Raw genomic sequence first — 15,805 nt, forward strand, 5'->3', positions numbered from 1 at the left:
TGGCATTTTTGTCATATTTCTGAAAGAATGGGGGAGAATATCTACATTTTCATGGTTGTTGCTCTTGGAGTTTTGGCAATAACCGATTTGGTGGTCGGCGTTAGTAACGATGCCGTTAACTTCTTAAACTCCGCTATCGGTTCCAAGGCACTGTCCTTTAAGACCATCATGATAGTTGCCAGTATCGGGATTGCCTTTGGTGCCGTTTCATCCAGTGGAATGATGGAAGTGGCGAGAAAAGGGATATTCAACCCTGGTGAGTTTGTTTTTGAAGAGATCATGTTCATATTCATGGCGGTCATGATCACCGATATCCTGCTTTTGGACTTTTTCAACACTTTGGGAATGCCTACCTCCACTACTGTTTCCATTGTATTTGAGTTGTTGGGTGCCTCGGTTGCCATTTCACTTTTCAAGATTGCCAAGACAGAAGGAGGTTTCTCCGATTTGGCCACTTATATCAATACCGACAAGGCCGCCGAAATCATTTTTGGCATATTATTGTCCGTCTTCATTGCATTTACCGTAGGGGCACTGGTACAGTTTGTCTCGAGGGTATGGATTTCTTTCGATTTTAAATCAAAGACCAAATGGATCGAGTCCATTTTTGGTGGCTTGGCCATTACGGCCATCGTATATTTCATCTTGGTGAAAGGACTGAAGAGTGCTGCACTGTTTAACGGTGCCATCTCCGATTTTGTGGCAACCCAGCCAGAACTTTTTCTGTTGGGCAACTTCGCTTTTTGGACCGTGAGTTCATATCTATTGGCCACAATGGGAAAAGTGAACATTTACAAGTTGGTCATTGGTTTTGGAACCTTTGCATTGGCCATGGCGTTTGCCGGGAATGATTTGGTCAACTTTATTGGGGTACCTATTGCCGCGTTGCAGTCTTATCAAGATTGGCAGGTTTCTGGCATTGCACCCGCAGATTTCAATATGAGCGGGCTTTCTGCTGCAGTACGAACCCCCACGCTTTTGTTATTGTTATCCGGAGCCGTAATGATCATCACGCTTTGGTTTTCGTCCAAAGCAAAAGGGGTCGTTAAGACCAGTGTGGATCTTGCAAGACAGGATGAAGGCGATGAACGTTTTCAACCCAATTACTTATCCCGCCAAATCGTAAAGCTTAGCATTGCCGCATTTGAAACCCTTTCCAAAGTTATTCCACCTGCACTTCAGAGCAGGATAGACAAACAGTTCGTTATTCCCTATACCTACGTGCCAAAAAGCAAGGTACAGGACATGCCAGCCTTTGATTTGGTACGTGCCTCGGTAAACCTGATGGTGGCCAGTATCCTTATTTCCCTTGCTACATCCATGAAATTGCCTTTGTCCACCACCTATGTGACCTTTATGGTGGCCATGGGAACTTCCTTGGCGGATAGGGCTTGGGGGGCTGAAAGCGCCGTTTATAGGGTTGCCGGGGTATTGAATGTTATCGGTGGCTGGTTCTTTACAGCACTTAGTGCCTTTATCGCTTCAGCCATTATTGCCTACATCCTGTTCTTGGGTAAATTTATTGCACTGGCACTGATGCTCGTGGCCGCTGCGGCCATTTTGCTCCGCAATTATATGTCGCACAACAAAAAATCGAAAGAAATCAAGGCAGAGGACAGTTTGCGTCGTGCGGAGAGCAGTTCCATACAGGGAGTGATCGAGGAGAGTGCCGCCAACATTGCCAATGTGGTAAAACGAAGCAACAGGATCTATTCCAATTCCATCAATGGATTGGCAAAACACGATTTGGACTTTTTGAAGAAAAACAAAAAGCAGGGCAACAAACTTTCGGAGGAAATTGACGATTTAAGGAACCATACATTCTATTTTATCAAGAATTTGGATGAAGCCCATGTGGGGGCCAGTAATTTTTACATCAATGCCATGGGTCACCTCACCGATATGTCCCAATCTTTGGAATATATTGGCAAAGTGAGTTTCAATCACGTCAACAACAATCATAAAAAGCTCAAGTACAACCAAATCAAGGAGCTCAAGGAAATAGACCAAAAACTTGAGGAGATTTTTGACAAGACCCAAAAAGCGTTCGAGGAGCGGTCTTTTCAACAAATTGGGGCTATTTTGAACTCCAAACAGGAGCTTTACGACATGGTCTCCCAAAAAATAGACCGTCAGGTTTCCAGGACCAGAACCGAGGAATCCAGCCCCAAGAACACCACCCTCTATTTCTCGCTCCTATTGGAGAGCAAGGATTTAATCACGGCCATGATGGACCTTTTGGAACTGTACTATGCCGAGCATGACAGTACCGTTGCCCCAGCGAAGATCGAGAAGAAATAAAGTATTATCTTTCCTATCACATTAGTTTGATATGAAAAGATTTTTTCTCGCTACACTTGTTGTGGTTTTCACCTCGGTTTATGGGGTTAAGGCACAGCTTACAGCCAGTCAGGTATTGGAAAAGGCCCTATCGTTCCACGATCCCCACGGCAATTGGGGAGGCCTGAACACTACTTTCAAAGTGGTGATGACCACTCCGGAAAAACCAAAGCGCACCAGTACCATTTCCGTGGATTTTCCCCATAATGTATTCATCTTGGATGTAGAACAAGGGGATGATACCTATACCTATAAAATAAAGGATGGTTCCTGTGAGATCAGCCTGAACGGTAGCGATGAAATCTCCGAGGAGGATGCCAAAAAATTCCGATTGGACTGTAATCGTGGCACTTTTATGAAAGATTATTACACTTATCTATACGGGCTTCCCATGAAATTGAAAGACCCCGGCACCCATCTAGATCCCAAGGTTCAGAAAAAGACCTTTAAAGGCAAGGAATATTTGGTGTTGAACGTCACTTATGATGCTAAAGTCGGCAGTGATGAATGGTATTTCTATTTTGATCCGAAGACCTTTGCCATGGAAGTTTACCAGTTTTACCATGACGAAAGCAAAAATGATGGGGAATATATCCTGCTCCAAGGTATTGAAGAAATCAACGGTATAAAAATGCCGAAGACCAGAGCGTGGTACGTGAACAAGGATGATAAATATTTGGGTACCGATACCCTTGAAAAAAATTCCAAATGAAAATAAAATTCCCGTTACTGTTTTCTTTTTGCCTGATATCATCGGCCCTTTTGGCCCAGACCAAGGAAAAAAGTTGGATGTTGGGTCCATTTGTGCGCCCCACGAATGCGCAACCTGTACTCCAGAAAGATGAAGCTTCTGTCTTTATTGACCCCATTACCCATACTGTTGCGCACTGGGAATCCATGGCTACATTTAATCCGGCTGCCCTAGTAAAAGATGATTCTATTGTGGTATTGTACCGGGCAGAGGAAAAATTGGGTGAAAAGGAAATTGGGGGTCACCGATCTCGCATCGGTATGGCCACTTCCATTGATGGGTTCCATTTTTCCAAAAGACCAAGTCCAGTTTATTATCCCAACGAGGATGCCCAAAAACACAATGAATGGCCCGGGGGCACGGAAGATCCACGGATTGTTCAAACGGAAGATGGTCTTTACGTGTTGACCTATACCCAATGGAACCGCCAAGTGCCCAAATTAGCGGTCGCTACTTCCAAAGACCTTATCCACTGGGAAAAACATGGGCCGGTATTTAAAGATCATAGGAATGGACTGTATTTGGATCGAGAGACCAAGTCCGGGGCTATTGTTACCGAACTCAAGAATGGAAAATTGGTAGCCGCTAAAATTCAGGGCAAATATTGGATGTATTATGGCGTACCCCATATTTGGCTGGCCAGCTCTACGGATCTTGTCCATTGGGAACCCATTGAAACCCATGAGGACAAACTTGCCCCCGTTTTGAGCCCTAGACCCGGCTATTTTGACTCGTGGTTGGTTGAAGCGGGCCCACCTCCAATTATTACAGAAAAAGGCATTGTGGTGCTGTATAATGCAGGAAACTCCCAAAACGTAGGGGTGAAAGATTTGGGCAATCGGGTCTACACGGGAGGACAGGCACTTTTTGATGCCAACGAACCCTGGAAGATGCTCGATCGCACGGATGAGCCCTTCATCAAACCTGAACTACCTTTTGAAAAATCTGGCCAATATGTAGATGGTACTACTTTTTTGGAGGGATTGGTGTTCTATAAAGGAACTTGGTTCCTGTATTATGGTACTGCGGACAGTATGGTAGGGGTGGTAACGGCAAAAGCGGAATAAATCCTATCGATAAAAATTCATCTCATCCATATATTTCCAAACAGCATAGGGAAGTAATGGACGGATATTTTTACCCTCATGGTGTGCCTTTCGGATAAAAGTGGAGGAAATTTCCATGATGGGGGCGTCCACTTTAATGATTTTGGGATGGTCCGTAAACTGATGTTCCACTTCACCATGGGAAACCCTTGGGTACACATAAATGTGGTGAAGTTCCAAAATGGCCTCATAATTTTTCCATTTATGGAAACTCTTCAGGTTATCCTCGCCCATGATCAACGAAAAATGATGGTCCTTCCCATATTTTTCCTCCAGATGCACCAAGGTATCCACGGTATAATTAGGCTGGGGAAGATCGAACTCAATGGTACTCGGTTTTAATTTGGGATAGTCCTGTACTGCTTCGTATACCATTTGATACCTGTGATGGTCTTCCAAAAGCGTTTGCTTGGTCTTAAAAGGACTTTGCGGAGTGATGACGAACCAAACCTCATCCAGATCGGAAAACTCCACCATATGGTTCGCTATGACCAAGTGACCGATGTGTATAGGGTTAAAGGTTCCGAAAAAGAGCCCTACCTTTTTCATGTATTACTCGTCTTTTGAATCCGGTATCTTGGCCCCGACATATTCGGCGACCAATCGGTGTGCCTCGTTCAGGGCTACATCCAAATCGTAATTTTTAATGATCTTATCAAACTGCGGTGCCGTGGCAAGTTCCACAGAGGCTTTGGCAATCCTCATATTGATCTTATCGTCGCTTTCGGTGCTGCGTTTCTTCAACCTGATCTTCAGCTCATCCACACTGGGTGGTTTCACAAAAACCGCCAAGGTCTTATCCGGAAATTTCTTCTTGATCCGAAGACCGCCTACTACATCAATATCAAAGATCACATTTTTCCCTTCGGCCCAAAGGCGTTCCACCTCACTCTTCAGCGTGCCATAAAAATTGTCACGGTATACTTCTTCCCACTCCAAAAAATCCTCGTTCTTAATATGTCTCTTAAACTCGGAAACCGACATGAAATAGTAATTGACCCCGTGTTTTTCCTTGCCCCTTCGGGGTCTGGAAGTCGCGGATACGGAAAAGGCCAAATTGAGCTCGGGTTGTTTCAACAAATGTTGAACGATAGTGGTCTTTCCACTTCCGGACGGAGCCGAAAATATGATGAGTTTCCCTCCTTCCGTCATAGTACATTGAGCATTTGTTCCTTGATCTTTTCCAATTCGTCCTTCATTTGCACCACCAATTGCTGCATGGGGGCATAATTGGCCTTGGAGCCAATGGTATTGATCTCCCTGCCCATTTCCTGTGCAATGAATCCCAATTTTTTTCCGTTGGAATCGTTGGATTTTAAGGTGGTCTCAAAATAATTCAGGTGATTGGCCAAACGCACCTTTTCCTCCGTAATGTCATACTTTTCCAGATAATAGATCAGCTCTTGTTCAAAACGGTTGTCGTCCAATTCAATTTGAAGGTCGGCCACCGCACGTTCCAAACGCTCACGGACCGTTCCCAAGCGTTCAGGGTCCATGGCATTCACCTTTTCCAACAAAGTGTTCAAGGTCGCTATCCTATCCATAAAATCCTTTTCCAGCACCTTCCCTTCTTCGTTCCTGAAATTCATGATTTCGGAAAGAGCCTCCTTCATGGCCTTTACGATTGCCTCGTATTCGGCTTCATTGATGTCGTCCTTGTCCGTTTTTAGGGTGTCGGGCATACGAAGGGCCAACTCCAATAACTTGATATCGTCACCTTTGGCAATTTTGCCCAACTGCTCCATGTATTTTTTGACCACCCCTTGGTTGACTTCGGCCGTGGTTTCTTCACCTGTAATTTCCACATAAAGCCCAAAATCCACCTTTCCCCGTATCAGGGCATCGGCAATCATCTTGCGCAATTCCAACTCCTTTTCCCTATAAGATTGTGGAATTCGAGCATTGATGTCCAAACTTTTACTGTTGAGCGATTTAAGCTCAATGGTTATTTTTTTGGAAGGAAGCTGTACTACGTGCTTCCCAAAGCCTGTCATGGATTGAATCATATAGTAGAATAAATTTCGCCAAAGGTAACCAAAATTGCTTTTGGCCCTTTGGCGATGCTTAATTGATGGGAACGGTCACGGAATTATTCCAATTCCCTTACCCAAATATTTCTATAACTTACACGGCTGTTATCGCCATGGTCCTGAAGTTTTAACGGTCCTTTTCCATGTACAGGGTTCTTTGGCCAGCCTACATAAGGTGTGGTCCCTTTGATCTCCACATTATCCTGGATCAGCACGCCGTTCTGAATCAACGTAATGGTTCCTGATTTCACTTTTTGGCCTTTCTCGAAGACGGGTGCATGGTAAATGACATCGTAGGTGTTCCATTCCCCGGTTGGGACAGACGCCATGGCCAAAGGCACATGCTGTTTGTAGATGGATCCTACCTGACCATTCACATAGGTATCGTTATTGTTGTTGTCCAACACCTGTATCTCATACATTCCTGAAAGAAATACACCACTATTGGCCCTGTGTTGGCCATCTCCATTCACCTCTGCCGGGGATTTCCATTCAATGTGAAGTTGCATACTACCAAAATTCTGTTTGGTCTGTATGTCACCGGTTCTGTTGTTCACGGTCATGCTACCATCTTTGTTCAAGGTCCATTTGGCTGCCGTACTATCCTTTGTACTTATCCAATTGTCAAGATTTGAACCATCAAAAAGCACAATGGCATCGCTGGGTGCAGCTCCATTTGTACCTGGAACTACCTTTGGTGGAACAGGTTCGTAAAATTCTGTTTCCTCAGGTGTGGTGGGTTCCACTTCTTGTGCCGACATGTATAGACCCATGGACATACCCATGGCCAAAAGGGTAAACTTTAATTTTGTCATCTTAAAGCTCTTTTATCTTAATATCCCTGAACGATACCATATTACCATGGTCTTGAAGACCTATCTTACCTGTTTTAAAAGCTCCGAAAGCCTCCCAGTCTGCAAACTTGGAATTGGCCACTAATTGGTCCCAACCTTCTCCCTCTACAGGGAATTCAACAATTTTGGTTCCATTGAGTTTTACATAACCTTCATTGGTTTTATGGTTGACCATGATTTCAACGGCATTCCATTCCCCAGCAGGTTTAACCACCTTTTCCGAAGGAGATACCATGTCGTATAAAGATCCGGCCAAACGATCGGTACCATTCTTGGCATCTGGGTGTCTTTCATCGTCCAAAACCTGTACCTCTGGCCCTGTTAAATAGGGCTCCCCATACTTTTCATCCTCTACAACGCCCCAAAAGATGCCACTGTTTCCACCTTCGGCAATCTTCCATTCCAAGGTCAATACAAAATCGGTGAACTCCTTATCGGTCACCAGATTGTAATTTGCCCCCTCAGGTCTGGACTCAGGCGGGTAGAGTACCATGGCTCCATCCTCAATTTTCCATGGCTCGGTAACGGCGCCATCATTGTAAAAATGCCAACCATCAAAAGACGATCCATCAAAAAGTACTGTCCACTCAGGTGTCTCCACCACCTCTACCACTTCTTCCTCGGTAGCTTCGGTATTCTCTTTTGGCTTTTCCTTGCATGCAAAGGTCAGGGCCATTACGGCCAATACAATTGGTTTTTTCATAATCCTAGAATTCGTTTTAGTTGATTTTTATCTATTTCTGCTCCAGCAAAATCATCAAAGGTCTTGGTAGTGGCCTCGATGATATGGTCTTGTATAAATTTGGCCCCTTCTCGGGCTCCTTGTTCCGGGCTCTTGATGCAGCATTCCCATTCCATTACGGCCCAAACATCGCATCCGTATTGGGTAAGTTTAGAAAAGATGGTCTTGAAATCAATCTGGCCATCTCCTAGGGAACGATACCTTCCGGCCCTATCCCCCCAATCATTATAGCCTCCAAAAGCCCCTTTCTTACCTGTTGGGTTAAACTCGGAGTCCTTCACATGGAATGCCTTGATGAACTCGTGATAAAAGTCGATGTATTCGATATAATCCAATTGCTGCAATACAAAATGACTTGGATCATAAAGGATGTTTACCCGCTTGTGGTTGCCCGTAGCAGCCAAAAAGCGTTCAAAGGTATCCCCATCATGCAAGTCTTCCCCTGGGTGGATCTCGTAACAGACATCCACGCCTTCTTCGTCAAAATGGTTCAGGATGGGCATCCACCTGTTTGCCAATTCTTCAAACCCCATTTCTACCAGTCCGGCTGGTCTTTGGGGCCATGGGTGTGCCGTGTGCCAAAGCAATGCCCCTGAAAATGTGGCATGGGCATTGAGTCCCAATCTTCTACTGGCAGTGGCAGCCTTTTTTACGGTTTCAATGGCCCATTGGGTACGTTCCTTAGGTTTGCCCTTAAGGGCATCGGGCGCAAAATTGTCGAACATGATATCGTAGGCCGGGTGTACCGCCACCAGTTGTCCTTGCAAGTGGGTGGAAAGCTCTGTGATCTCCAATCCATAGGAATTGATCTTTCCCTTAAGTTCGTCACAATAATCCTGGCTTTCGGCAGCTTTGTCCAAATCGATGAGAAACGATTCCCATGTCGGAATCTGTATACCCTTGTACCCCAAGCTGGAGGCCCATTTGCAAAGTCCGTCCAAGGAGTTGAACGGCGGTTGGCTGTCTACAAATTGAGCTAAAAAAACAGCCGGTCCTTTGATTGTCTTCATTGAAATTGATTTTTAGGAATTTTTAAATCCTGATTTATTTGGGATTTATCTTCTATATTTAAGAAAAAAACTATGCTAATTTTACGTCTCATGTAGTAAGACATAAATATAGGGATTCATTAACAATTAAAACAGCATATCGTTTTTTTAAATACTACTTATGGAAAATGCCTCTGCCCGAAATCTTTGGGGTGATTTTTTGGACGCCCATCTGGAATTTGCCTCCCAGGAAGCTCCAAAGGTCATCCACTTTTGCGATAATGAAAAAGATGCCAACGAATGTGCCGACCTTGTCTGCAAGGAAACCAAAAGGGCCACTACCCATTCGTTGAAAGGTTTGCAGTTACGCAATGAAAAATTGCCCAAGATTGGGGACTTTTACGTGGTTACGGACTGGAACGGAAATGCCAAGTGTGTGATACGGACAACAGCCGTAAAACTAATCCCTTATTTCAGTATTCGGGAAGAACATGCCCGAAAGGAAGGAGAAGGGGACAAAAGTCTGGAGTATTGGAAAAAGACCCACTGGGATTACTATACCCGTGAGCTTACGCAATTGGGTTCAAGGCCTACCGAAAGTATGATCGTGGTCTTCGAAGAGTTTGAAATGCTCTACAAAAAATAATGGCTGCCGTTGGCAGCCATTTCTTTTATGGTTTGATGGAATTTAATCCATATCGATCCAAATATTCCCTTGTTTGTGGGAAGCCACGGAACTTTCGATAAAGTTGAGGCCACGAACCCCGTCCAACATGGTCGGGAATTCACCACTGTTGTAAACTTCACCTCGAATGGCTTTGGCAACACCCAAGTAAATATTGGCCATGGCATCAAAAATACCTTCGGGGTGACCCGGTGGCAATTTGGTACCATCCAATGACAGTTTGGAATTGTATTGGTGACCTGGTTTGTATACCTGAAGCGGCTCTGGATCGTTCAACTTGTAGAGGTAATTGGGATTTTCCTGTTCCCATTTCAATCCTCCCTTTTGACCATAAATGGCAATGGAAAGGTTATTCTCCTCCCCTGTAGCCACTTGGCTGGCCCTGATGATCCCTTTTACATGTTTTTCCATTCGGATGAGAACGGTTCCGTCCATATCCATTTGGTTATCATCATATAAGTAATTGAAATCGCACAAAAGAGATTGCACCTGCAAACCTGTGGTAAACTCGATCATGTTGAAGGCATGTACCCCAATATCTCCCATACAAGAGCTGATCCCTGCTTTTTTGGGATCGAGCCTCCAAACGGTTCCGCGTTTTTCCTTATCGTGAATGATAGGGTTCATCCAACCCTGATAGTATTGGGCATCCACTTTGTGGACTTTACCAATAACCCCTTCTTTGATCATTTCCCTCATTTGGCGCACCATCGGGTACCCGGTATAGGTATGGGTAACGGCAAACACAGTCCCCGCCTTTTCCAAGGTTTCCTGCAAAATGATGGCCTCTTCATAGGTAGTGGTCATGGGCTTTTCACAAATGACGTGGAACCCATTTTCCAACAATTTTTTGGCCATGGGAAAATGCAAAAAATTGGGTGTAAGAATGGAGCATACCTGAATACGCTCATCCTCGGGGAGTTTCATCTCCTCTTCCACCAAAGTGTCAAAATCCTTGTAGATTCGATTGGTGGGTACATCAATCTGCTTTGCAAAATCCAAGTTGTCCTCAAAATTCGGGTTGAAGACGGCCCCTACTATTTCATAATTGTCATTGATGAAGGAAGCTACTCGATGCAATACCCCAATAAGGGAATCGCCACCTCCTCCAAGAATTCCAAGTCTGATCTTTTTCGACATGTTTTTGTTTTAGTTATGATTTATATTCTATTTTTTCATTTTTGAAGATAATGGCGAACAGGATGAATACAGCTGCTGCGAATGCTGCTGGATAAACCCAAATTTTCTCCCAGGTATGCGTTCCGTCTTCCAACAGCAACGAATCGGTGATCTGTCCTGCAATCCAGAAACCGATCAACATACCCACACCATAGGTGGCCAATGTAATCAGGCCTTGGGCGGCACTCTTATATTTTTCCCCTGCTTTGGTATCGGTATAAATCTGACCGGACACAAAGAAGAAGTCGTAGCAAACCCCGTGGAGGGCAATACCCAAAATCAACATAAAGGCCAAATCCCCTGCATTGCCATAAGCGAACAAGAGATAGCGAACTGTCCAGGCCAACATCCCTACCAAAATGGTCTTTTTAAACCCAAATTTGGTGAAGAACAACGGCAACAACAACATGAAAAGCACTTCTGATGCTTGGCCAATGGTCATTTTACCGGTTGGGTTGTTCAATCCAATCTCCGTCAAAAAAGGGTTGGCATTTTGATAATAAAAAGCCAGCGGAATGCAGATCAAAACGGATGAGATGAAAAACACCAAGAAGTTCTTGTCCTTCAAAAGTTTCAACGCATCCAATCCCAACACATCTGAGATAGTAACTTTTTCGCTTTTATCCACCCTAGGTGGGGTCTTGGGCAATGTAAAACTAAAGAGACCCAAAATAGCTGACGCAATGGCAACCATCAAAAAGGTATTCTTCAACATTCCTGCTTCAAGGCTTTCTGGGGAATCCCACAGGAACACATAACTGATTACCAAACCGGCAATGATCCAACCGATGGTCCCAAATACCCTAATGGGCGAAAATTCCTTGGCGGGATCTTTCATCTGGTTGAACGAAATGGAATTCACCAAGGCCAAGGTGGGCATATAAAGAATCATGTATCCCAATACATAAGGGTAGAACACTGTAAAATCTGTGGTCTGATACATTTGGTACATCAAAAATGCCCCGATCAAATGAAGCACCCCTAGGATACGTTCCGCATTAAAATACCTATCGGCTATCAATCCAATAATGAAAGGAGCAATGATGGCCCCCCATGATTGGGTTGAAAAGGCTTGGGCAATCTCGCCCCCGCTTGCCTTAAGATTGGTCCCCAAAAAAGTTCCCAAGGTAACGAACCAACCGCCCCAGATAAAGAATTCGAGGAACATCATGAAGGACAGTTGAAATTTGGTTTTAATATTCATGTAAGTATTAGTTAGTAGTTATCGTTTATAATGTACATAGTCCAAAGGCTCGGGCACCACTCCGGCATTGCGGAGTTCCATCATGATCTGGCCCCTGTGGTGCGTGGAGTGGTTGATGATATGAAAAAGGATATCCTTTGTCTCGTTGGCAAAGCTCCTACCCTCACTGTTCTCATATCCCACCCGTTTTTCAAAATTATCGGTATTGGAGATAATTTCAAAAGAGGCACGCTGATTCTCATAATGGATATCTTCCCATTTATCGATTGCATGCATTTCCCATACACCATATGTATTAGGAATGCCCAACAACCTGTGGTTCCAGATATGGTGGGCATTCAATATGTGGCTGAAAAGCCGTTCGCAGTTCTCCGGAACGTTCTCCAGCGCACTGCATTGTTGGATTATTTTTTTGTTACAATAAAAATTGTAATCGAAGAGTTGGTGCAAAAATCCCTTCATATACCCTCAAATCATTTGGGTTATTCAAGTACTTTTTCTATCAATCTTTTGGTGGCCAAGATTCCTTCTTCCTCACTCAGCACATTGCCTTCATATTCCACATCAATATATCCTGAATAACCGGCATCCTCCATAATCTTGATCATTCTGGCAAAATCGATGGTGGTTTCGTTACCCTCTGCATCAAAATCGTAGGACTTACCACTTACCCCTTTGGCATAGGGCATTAATTCCTCCACACCTTTGTATCGGTCATACTCTTCCACACATTTGGATTCGTAGTAATCCCCCGCTTCCCTTTTGATGCAGAAATTGCCAAAATCAGGCAGGGTACCTACATTGTCCATACCCACTTTTTCCATTACCTCGGCCAACAACTTCGCATTGGAGGATGGTCCGCCATGGTTTTCAATGATCACATTGATTCCCTTGTCCTTGGCATAAGTGGCCAACTGGGTCAATCCTGCAACCGATGCTGGCACCCATTCCGCAGGATCTTGTGTTCCGTTCAGGTTCACTCGAATGGAATGACATCCCAAAGCCGCAGCGGCATCAACCCATTTGTAGTGGTTTTCCACGGCTGCTTTTCTAGCTGCTTCGTCCATATTGGCAATATCGCCCTGGCCATCTACCATGATCAAAAGGTTTTCCAGCCCATATTTTTCACTTTCGGCCTTACTCTTGGCTACCCAATTGTTCATCGCTTCTTCGGAAAAATTGGCTGCTTGCAATTCCTTATAATATAGGGCACTCACATATTCCAATCCTTCAAATCCCCATTTGCTTGCTTTCTCGGCAAAGGTATAGGGGTCCACACCGTCATCAAAGATCATTTTATGGATGGACCACTGGGCCAACGATATTTTAATATCGGGCTTGGCTTCATCCATGGCCATCTCTTCTGTTGCTGTTTCTTCAGCGGCTTCCTTTTTTGGGTTTTGCTTGCAGGACAAAAACCCGAACAAGGCTATTGCAACAAGGGTCAAAATACTGTTTTGAGCTAAACTTCTTCTGTTCATATTCTTAGGTTGATTAATTTCACATGGTATTCAAAAACTATAACGTTATAGTAGTGAATTCTCAATAAACATAGGGATTAAATGTAGAAAATTAATTTAATAATTAATACATTTAGCAAATAAACAATCCGAATAAATGAGTAAATTTTATTACAACGAGGAGCAGGAATCCTATGATGCCATCGTGGTGGGAACGGGCATCAGTGGCGGTTGGGCCGCCAAGGAACTCTGCGAGAACGGTCTCAAGACCCTGGTCTTGGAGCGTGGGCCCATGGTAAAGCACCGCGAGGACTACCCAACGGCCAACATGGACGCCTGGGATTTTCCACATGCAGGTAGAGCCACCAGAGAAGATATAAAAAAACAGGAAAAGCAATCCAGAACAGGTTATACTACCAGTGCCGCTTCCAAGCATTGGTTCGTAAACGATCTGGAACATCCCTATAACGAGGTAAAGCGTTTCGATTGGATGCGTGGTTACCATGTGGGCGGACGCTCCATCATGTGGGGCCGCCATAGCTACCGCTGGAGCGACATCGACTTCGGCGCCAACAAGAACGATGGTATCGCAGTGGACTGGCCCGTGCGCTACAAGGACATCGCCCCCTGGTACGACAAGGTCGAGAGCTATATCGGCGTGTCAGGAGAATTGTTGGGACTACCACAATTGCCAGACGGCCAGTTTGAGCCTATGATGGAACTCAACTGTGTGGAAGATATGGTAAGGGGCAAAGTTGCCGAGCATTTTGGTGGTCGCGTGATCACTGCCGGTAGGGTGGCCCACATCAACAGCGACAAGAAATTTGACGGCGACGGCCGTGTCCGTTGCCAGTTCAGGAACCGTTGTATCCGAGGATGCCCTTTCGGTGCCTACTTCAGCAGTGTTTCTTCTACCTTGCCCGCTGCGGAAAGAACTGGAAACATGACATTGAGACCAGATTCTATTGTTCATGAAATCATATACGACCCCAATACCCAAAAGGCAACGGGCGTCAAGGTAATCGACAGGGAGACCAATGAGGAGTTCGAGTTCAAGGCCAAGGTCATCTTCCTTTGCGCCTCCGCGATTGCCTCCACTTCCATTTTGATGCAGTCCAAGTCGGATAGGTTCCCTAACGGATTGGGGAACGATTCCGGAGAATTGGGCCACAACGTAATGGACCACCACTTCTTGGTTGGTGCCAGTGGTAAGTTTGAAGGATACGAAGACAAATACTACAAGGGAAGGAAGCCGAACGGGATCTACATCCCAAGGTTCAGGAACCTCGGTGGCGATTCCGACATGAAAGATTTTAAACGTGGTTATGGGTACCAAGGAGGTGCCAGCAGGGGCAATTATGAAGAAATGGTTGCCGAAGCAACGTTCGGACAAGGGTATAAAGATGCGGTATTGACCCCTGGTGGTTGGACCATGAACATGCTAGCCTTTGGAGAAACCCTGCCCTACCACGATAACAAGATGACCCTTGATTACGACAAGAAGGACAAGTGGGGACTTCCCACCGTTACCTTCGACGCGGAAATCAGGGAGAACGAATACAACATGCGTAAAGACATGCAGGATCAAGCGGTCCAAATGTTGGAAAAAGCGGGAGCCAAGGATATTACTCCTTACGATGCTCCTTACGCCCTCGGTTTGGGTATCCACGAGATGGGTACGGCGCGTATGGGCCTCGACCCGAAGACCTCCGTGGTGAACGGGAACAACCAGGTGCACACCTGCAAGAACGTCTACGTGACCGACGGCGCCTTCATGGCCTCTGCCAGCTGCGTGAACCCCTCGCTCACCTACATGGCATTCACCGCAAGGGCCGCCAACCATGCCGCCCAGGAACTCAAAAAAGGAAACATCTAATGGAAAGAAGATCAGCACTCAAGAACATGGGGATGGCCTTCGGCTACGCCGTGGCGACCCCCACACTGTTAAGCCTGCTCCAGGGCTGCAAGGACAAACCTGCCTATGCGGAATGGACGCCCGGCTTTCTGGACAAGGGACAGGGACAGGCCCTGGCCACCACCCTGGACGTGATCCTTCCCAGGACCGACACCCCCTCGGCCACCGAGGTGAACGTGCACGCCTTCATCGACTCCTACCTGGACGAGGTGATGCCCCTGGACCAGAGGGACTTCGTGATGATGAAGATGGAGAAGTTCTACGACAGGGCACTGGAGGACTCCGGCAAGACGGAGCTGGCGGAGCTGGAAGCAGCGGACATCGAGCCGGTGCTCGCCACCTACCTGAAAAAGCGCACCGACGAGGAGGAACAGGCGCACAACGAGGCGGTGATGGACTACATGCAGGCCATCATGCAGGGGGGCGAGGCCACCCTGGACGACGAGGTGGCGCGCTATACCTTCGCCAACGAGCTCAGGGACCTGGCCACATGGGCCTACAAGTCCTCGGAGAAGGTCGGCGAGGAGGTACTGGCCTACCTGCCCATCCC

General features: G+C 45.8%; 16 protein-coding genes. 6 read left to right on the plus strand and 10 right to left on the minus strand.

The window, feature by feature from the left end; translation table 11 throughout:
* Positions 1–27: 27 nt before the first annotated feature.
* The 3 genes from D2U88_RS03980 to D2U88_RS03990 are packed head-to-tail and all read left to right on the plus strand — an operon-like array spanning position 28 to position 4,158.
* Positions 28–2,301: an inorganic phosphate transporter gene (locus tag D2U88_RS03980; RefSeq protein WP_119638999.1), complete on the plus strand. Its 2,274-nt coding sequence runs from the start codon at positions 28–30 to the stop codon at positions 2,299–2,301.
* A gap of 31 nt (positions 2,302–2,332) precedes the next feature.
* On the plus strand, positions 2,333–3,052 hold the full coding sequence (locus D2U88_RS03985; RefSeq protein WP_119639000.1) for a DUF6503 family protein: 720 nt from the start codon (positions 2,333–2,335) through the stop codon (positions 3,050–3,052).
* The gene (locus D2U88_RS03990; protein WP_119639001.1) at positions 3,049–4,158 is read left to right on the plus strand and encodes a glycoside hydrolase family 130 protein; all 1,110 of its coding nucleotides are present in this window, start codon (positions 3,049–3,051) and stop codon (positions 4,156–4,158) included. Before D2U88_RS03985 ends, D2U88_RS03990 begins: the two co-directional genes overlap by 4 nt.
* A gap of 3 nt (positions 4,159–4,161) precedes the next feature.
* Here the strand turns inward: D2U88_RS03990 and nadD are convergent, their stop codons facing one another.
* The 6 genes from nadD to D2U88_RS04020 all read right to left on the minus strand — a co-directional run bounded on the left by nadD (position 4,162) and on the right by D2U88_RS04020 (position 8,833).
* Positions 4,162–4,746, minus strand: a complete 585-nt coding sequence (gene nadD, locus D2U88_RS03995) for a nicotinate (nicotinamide) nucleotide adenylyltransferase (RefSeq protein WP_119639002.1) — start codon at positions 4,744–4,746, stop codon at positions 4,162–4,164.
* 3 nt (positions 4,747–4,749) lie between these two features.
* The gene (gmk, locus tag D2U88_RS04000) at positions 4,750–5,349 is read right to left on the minus strand and encodes a guanylate kinase (protein WP_119639003.1); all 600 of its coding nucleotides are present in this window, start codon (positions 5,347–5,349) and stop codon (positions 4,750–4,752) included.
* Positions 5,346–6,203, minus strand: coding sequence for a YicC/YloC family endoribonuclease (locus tag D2U88_RS04005; RefSeq protein ID WP_119639004.1), 858 nt, complete (start codon positions 6,201–6,203; stop codon positions 5,346–5,348). Before D2U88_RS04005 ends, gmk begins: the two co-directional genes overlap by 4 nt.
* Before the next feature lie 83 nt (positions 6,204–6,286).
* Positions 6,287–7,012, minus strand: a complete 726-nt coding sequence (locus D2U88_RS04010; RefSeq protein ID WP_417935267.1) for a 3-keto-disaccharide hydrolase — start codon at positions 7,010–7,012, stop codon at positions 6,287–6,289.
* A 31-nt stretch (positions 7,013–7,043) separates the two neighbouring features.
* The gene (locus D2U88_RS04015; protein ID WP_119639006.1) at positions 7,044–7,784 is read right to left on the minus strand and encodes a 3-keto-disaccharide hydrolase; all 741 of its coding nucleotides are present in this window, start codon (positions 7,782–7,784) and stop codon (positions 7,044–7,046) included.
* Positions 7,781–8,833 (minus strand): sugar phosphate isomerase/epimerase family protein, encoded by a 1,053-nt coding sequence (locus tag D2U88_RS04020; RefSeq protein WP_119639007.1) that lies wholly within the window; start codon positions 8,831–8,833, stop codon positions 7,781–7,783. Before D2U88_RS04020 ends, D2U88_RS04015 begins: the two co-directional genes overlap by 4 nt.
* Positions 8,834–8,993: 160 nt before the next feature.
* Here D2U88_RS04020 and D2U88_RS04025 point away from each other — a divergent pair, with 160 nt between their 5' ends.
* Complete coding sequence (locus D2U88_RS04025) at positions 8,994–9,458, plus strand: ASCH domain-containing protein (RefSeq protein WP_119639008.1); 465 nt, start codon at positions 8,994–8,996, stop codon at positions 9,456–9,458.
* A gap of 42 nt (positions 9,459–9,500) precedes the next feature.
* Here D2U88_RS04025 and D2U88_RS04030 read toward each other — a convergent pair whose 3' ends face one another.
* From D2U88_RS04030 to D2U88_RS04045, 4 genes are read right to left on the minus strand one after another with little or no spacing between them, the layout of a single operon-like run.
* Complete coding sequence (locus D2U88_RS04030; RefSeq protein ID WP_119639009.1) at positions 9,501–10,637, minus strand: Gfo/Idh/MocA family protein; 1,137 nt, start codon at positions 10,635–10,637, stop codon at positions 9,501–9,503.
* Positions 10,638–10,650: 13 nt separating this feature from the next.
* Positions 10,651–11,880 carry a nucleoside permease gene (locus D2U88_RS04035; RefSeq protein WP_119639010.1) on the minus strand — a complete coding sequence of 410 codons (1,230 nt, stop codon included), beginning with the start codon at positions 11,878–11,880 and terminating at the stop codon, positions 10,651–10,653.
* Positions 11,881–11,898: 18 nt separating this feature from the next.
* Positions 11,899–12,342 carry a DinB family protein gene (locus D2U88_RS04040; protein WP_119639011.1) on the minus strand — a complete coding sequence of 148 codons (444 nt, stop codon included), beginning with the start codon at positions 12,340–12,342 and terminating at the stop codon, positions 11,899–11,901.
* Positions 12,343–12,362: 20 nt separating this feature from the next.
* Positions 12,363–13,361 carry a sugar phosphate isomerase/epimerase family protein gene (locus D2U88_RS04045; protein WP_119639012.1) on the minus strand — a complete coding sequence of 333 codons (999 nt, stop codon included), beginning with the start codon at positions 13,359–13,361 and terminating at the stop codon, positions 12,363–12,365.
* Positions 13,362–13,497: 136 nt separating this feature from the next.
* Here D2U88_RS04045 and D2U88_RS04050 point away from each other — a divergent pair, with 136 nt between their 5' ends.
* A complete protein-coding gene (locus tag D2U88_RS04050) occupies positions 13,498–15,216 on the plus strand; it encodes a GMC oxidoreductase (protein WP_119639013.1) in 1,719 nt (572 codons plus the stop codon).
* Positions 15,216–15,805 (plus strand): gluconate 2-dehydrogenase subunit 3 family protein (locus tag D2U88_RS04055; protein WP_147378521.1); only part of this gene is annotated, 590 nt, incomplete at its 3' end. The genes D2U88_RS04050 and D2U88_RS04055, both read left to right, overlap by 1 nt.

The organism is Flagellimonas aequoris, assembly GCF_003584165.1.
GTDB classification, from domain to species: Bacteria; Bacteroidota; Bacteroidia; order Flavobacteriales; family Flavobacteriaceae; genus Flagellimonas; species Flagellimonas aequoris.

Bases quoted from the DNA above. Each gene is read 5' to 3' on its own strand.
- D2U88_RS04030 (WP_119639009.1), bottom strand. From the start codon at position 10,637: ATGTCGAAAAAGATCAGACTTGGAATTCTTGGAGGAGGTGGCGATTCC.
- D2U88_RS04025 (WP_119639008.1), top strand. From the start codon at position 8,994: ATGGAAAATGCCTCTGCCCGAAATCTTTGGGGTGATTTTTTGGACGCC.
- D2U88_RS04050 (WP_119639013.1), top strand. From the start codon at position 13,498: ATGAGTAAATTTTATTACAACGAGGAGCAGGAATCCTATGATGCCATC.
- D2U88_RS04035 (WP_119639010.1), bottom strand. From the start codon at position 11,880: ATGAATATTAAAACCAAATTTCAACTGTCCTTCATGATGTTCCTCGAA.
- D2U88_RS04010 (WP_417935267.1), bottom strand. From the start codon at position 7,012: ATGGGTATGTCCATGGGTCTATACATGTCGGCACAAGAAGTGGAACCC.
- gmk (WP_119639003.1), bottom strand. From the start codon at position 5,349: ATGACGGAAGGAGGGAAACTCATCATATTTTCGGCTCCGTCCGGAAGT.
- D2U88_RS03985 (WP_119639000.1), top strand. From the start codon at position 2,333: ATGAAAAGATTTTTTCTCGCTACACTTGTTGTGGTTTTCACCTCGGTT.
- D2U88_RS04040 (WP_119639011.1), bottom strand. From the start codon at position 12,342: ATGAAGGGATTTTTGCACCAACTCTTCGATTACAATTTTTATTGTAAC.
- nadD (WP_119639002.1), bottom strand. From the start codon at position 4,746: ATGAAAAAGGTAGGGCTCTTTTTCGGAACCTTTAACCCTATACACATC.
- D2U88_RS04045 (WP_119639012.1), bottom strand. From the start codon at position 13,361: ATGAACAGAAGAAGTTTAGCTCAAAACAGTATTTTGACCCTTGTTGCA.
- D2U88_RS04015 (WP_119639006.1), bottom strand. From the start codon at position 7,784: ATGAAAAAACCAATTGTATTGGCCGTAATGGCCCTGACCTTTGCATGC.
- D2U88_RS04005 (WP_119639004.1), bottom strand. From the start codon at position 6,203: ATGATTCAATCCATGACAGGCTTTGGGAAGCACGTAGTACAGCTTCCT.
- D2U88_RS04020 (WP_119639007.1), bottom strand. From the start codon at position 8,833: ATGAAGACAATCAAAGGACCGGCTGTTTTTTTAGCTCAATTTGTAGAC.
- D2U88_RS03980 (WP_119638999.1), top strand. From the start codon at position 28: ATGGGGGAGAATATCTACATTTTCATGGTTGTTGCTCTTGGAGTTTTG.
- D2U88_RS03990 (WP_119639001.1), top strand. From the start codon at position 3,049: ATGAAAATAAAATTCCCGTTACTGTTTTCTTTTTGCCTGATATCATCG.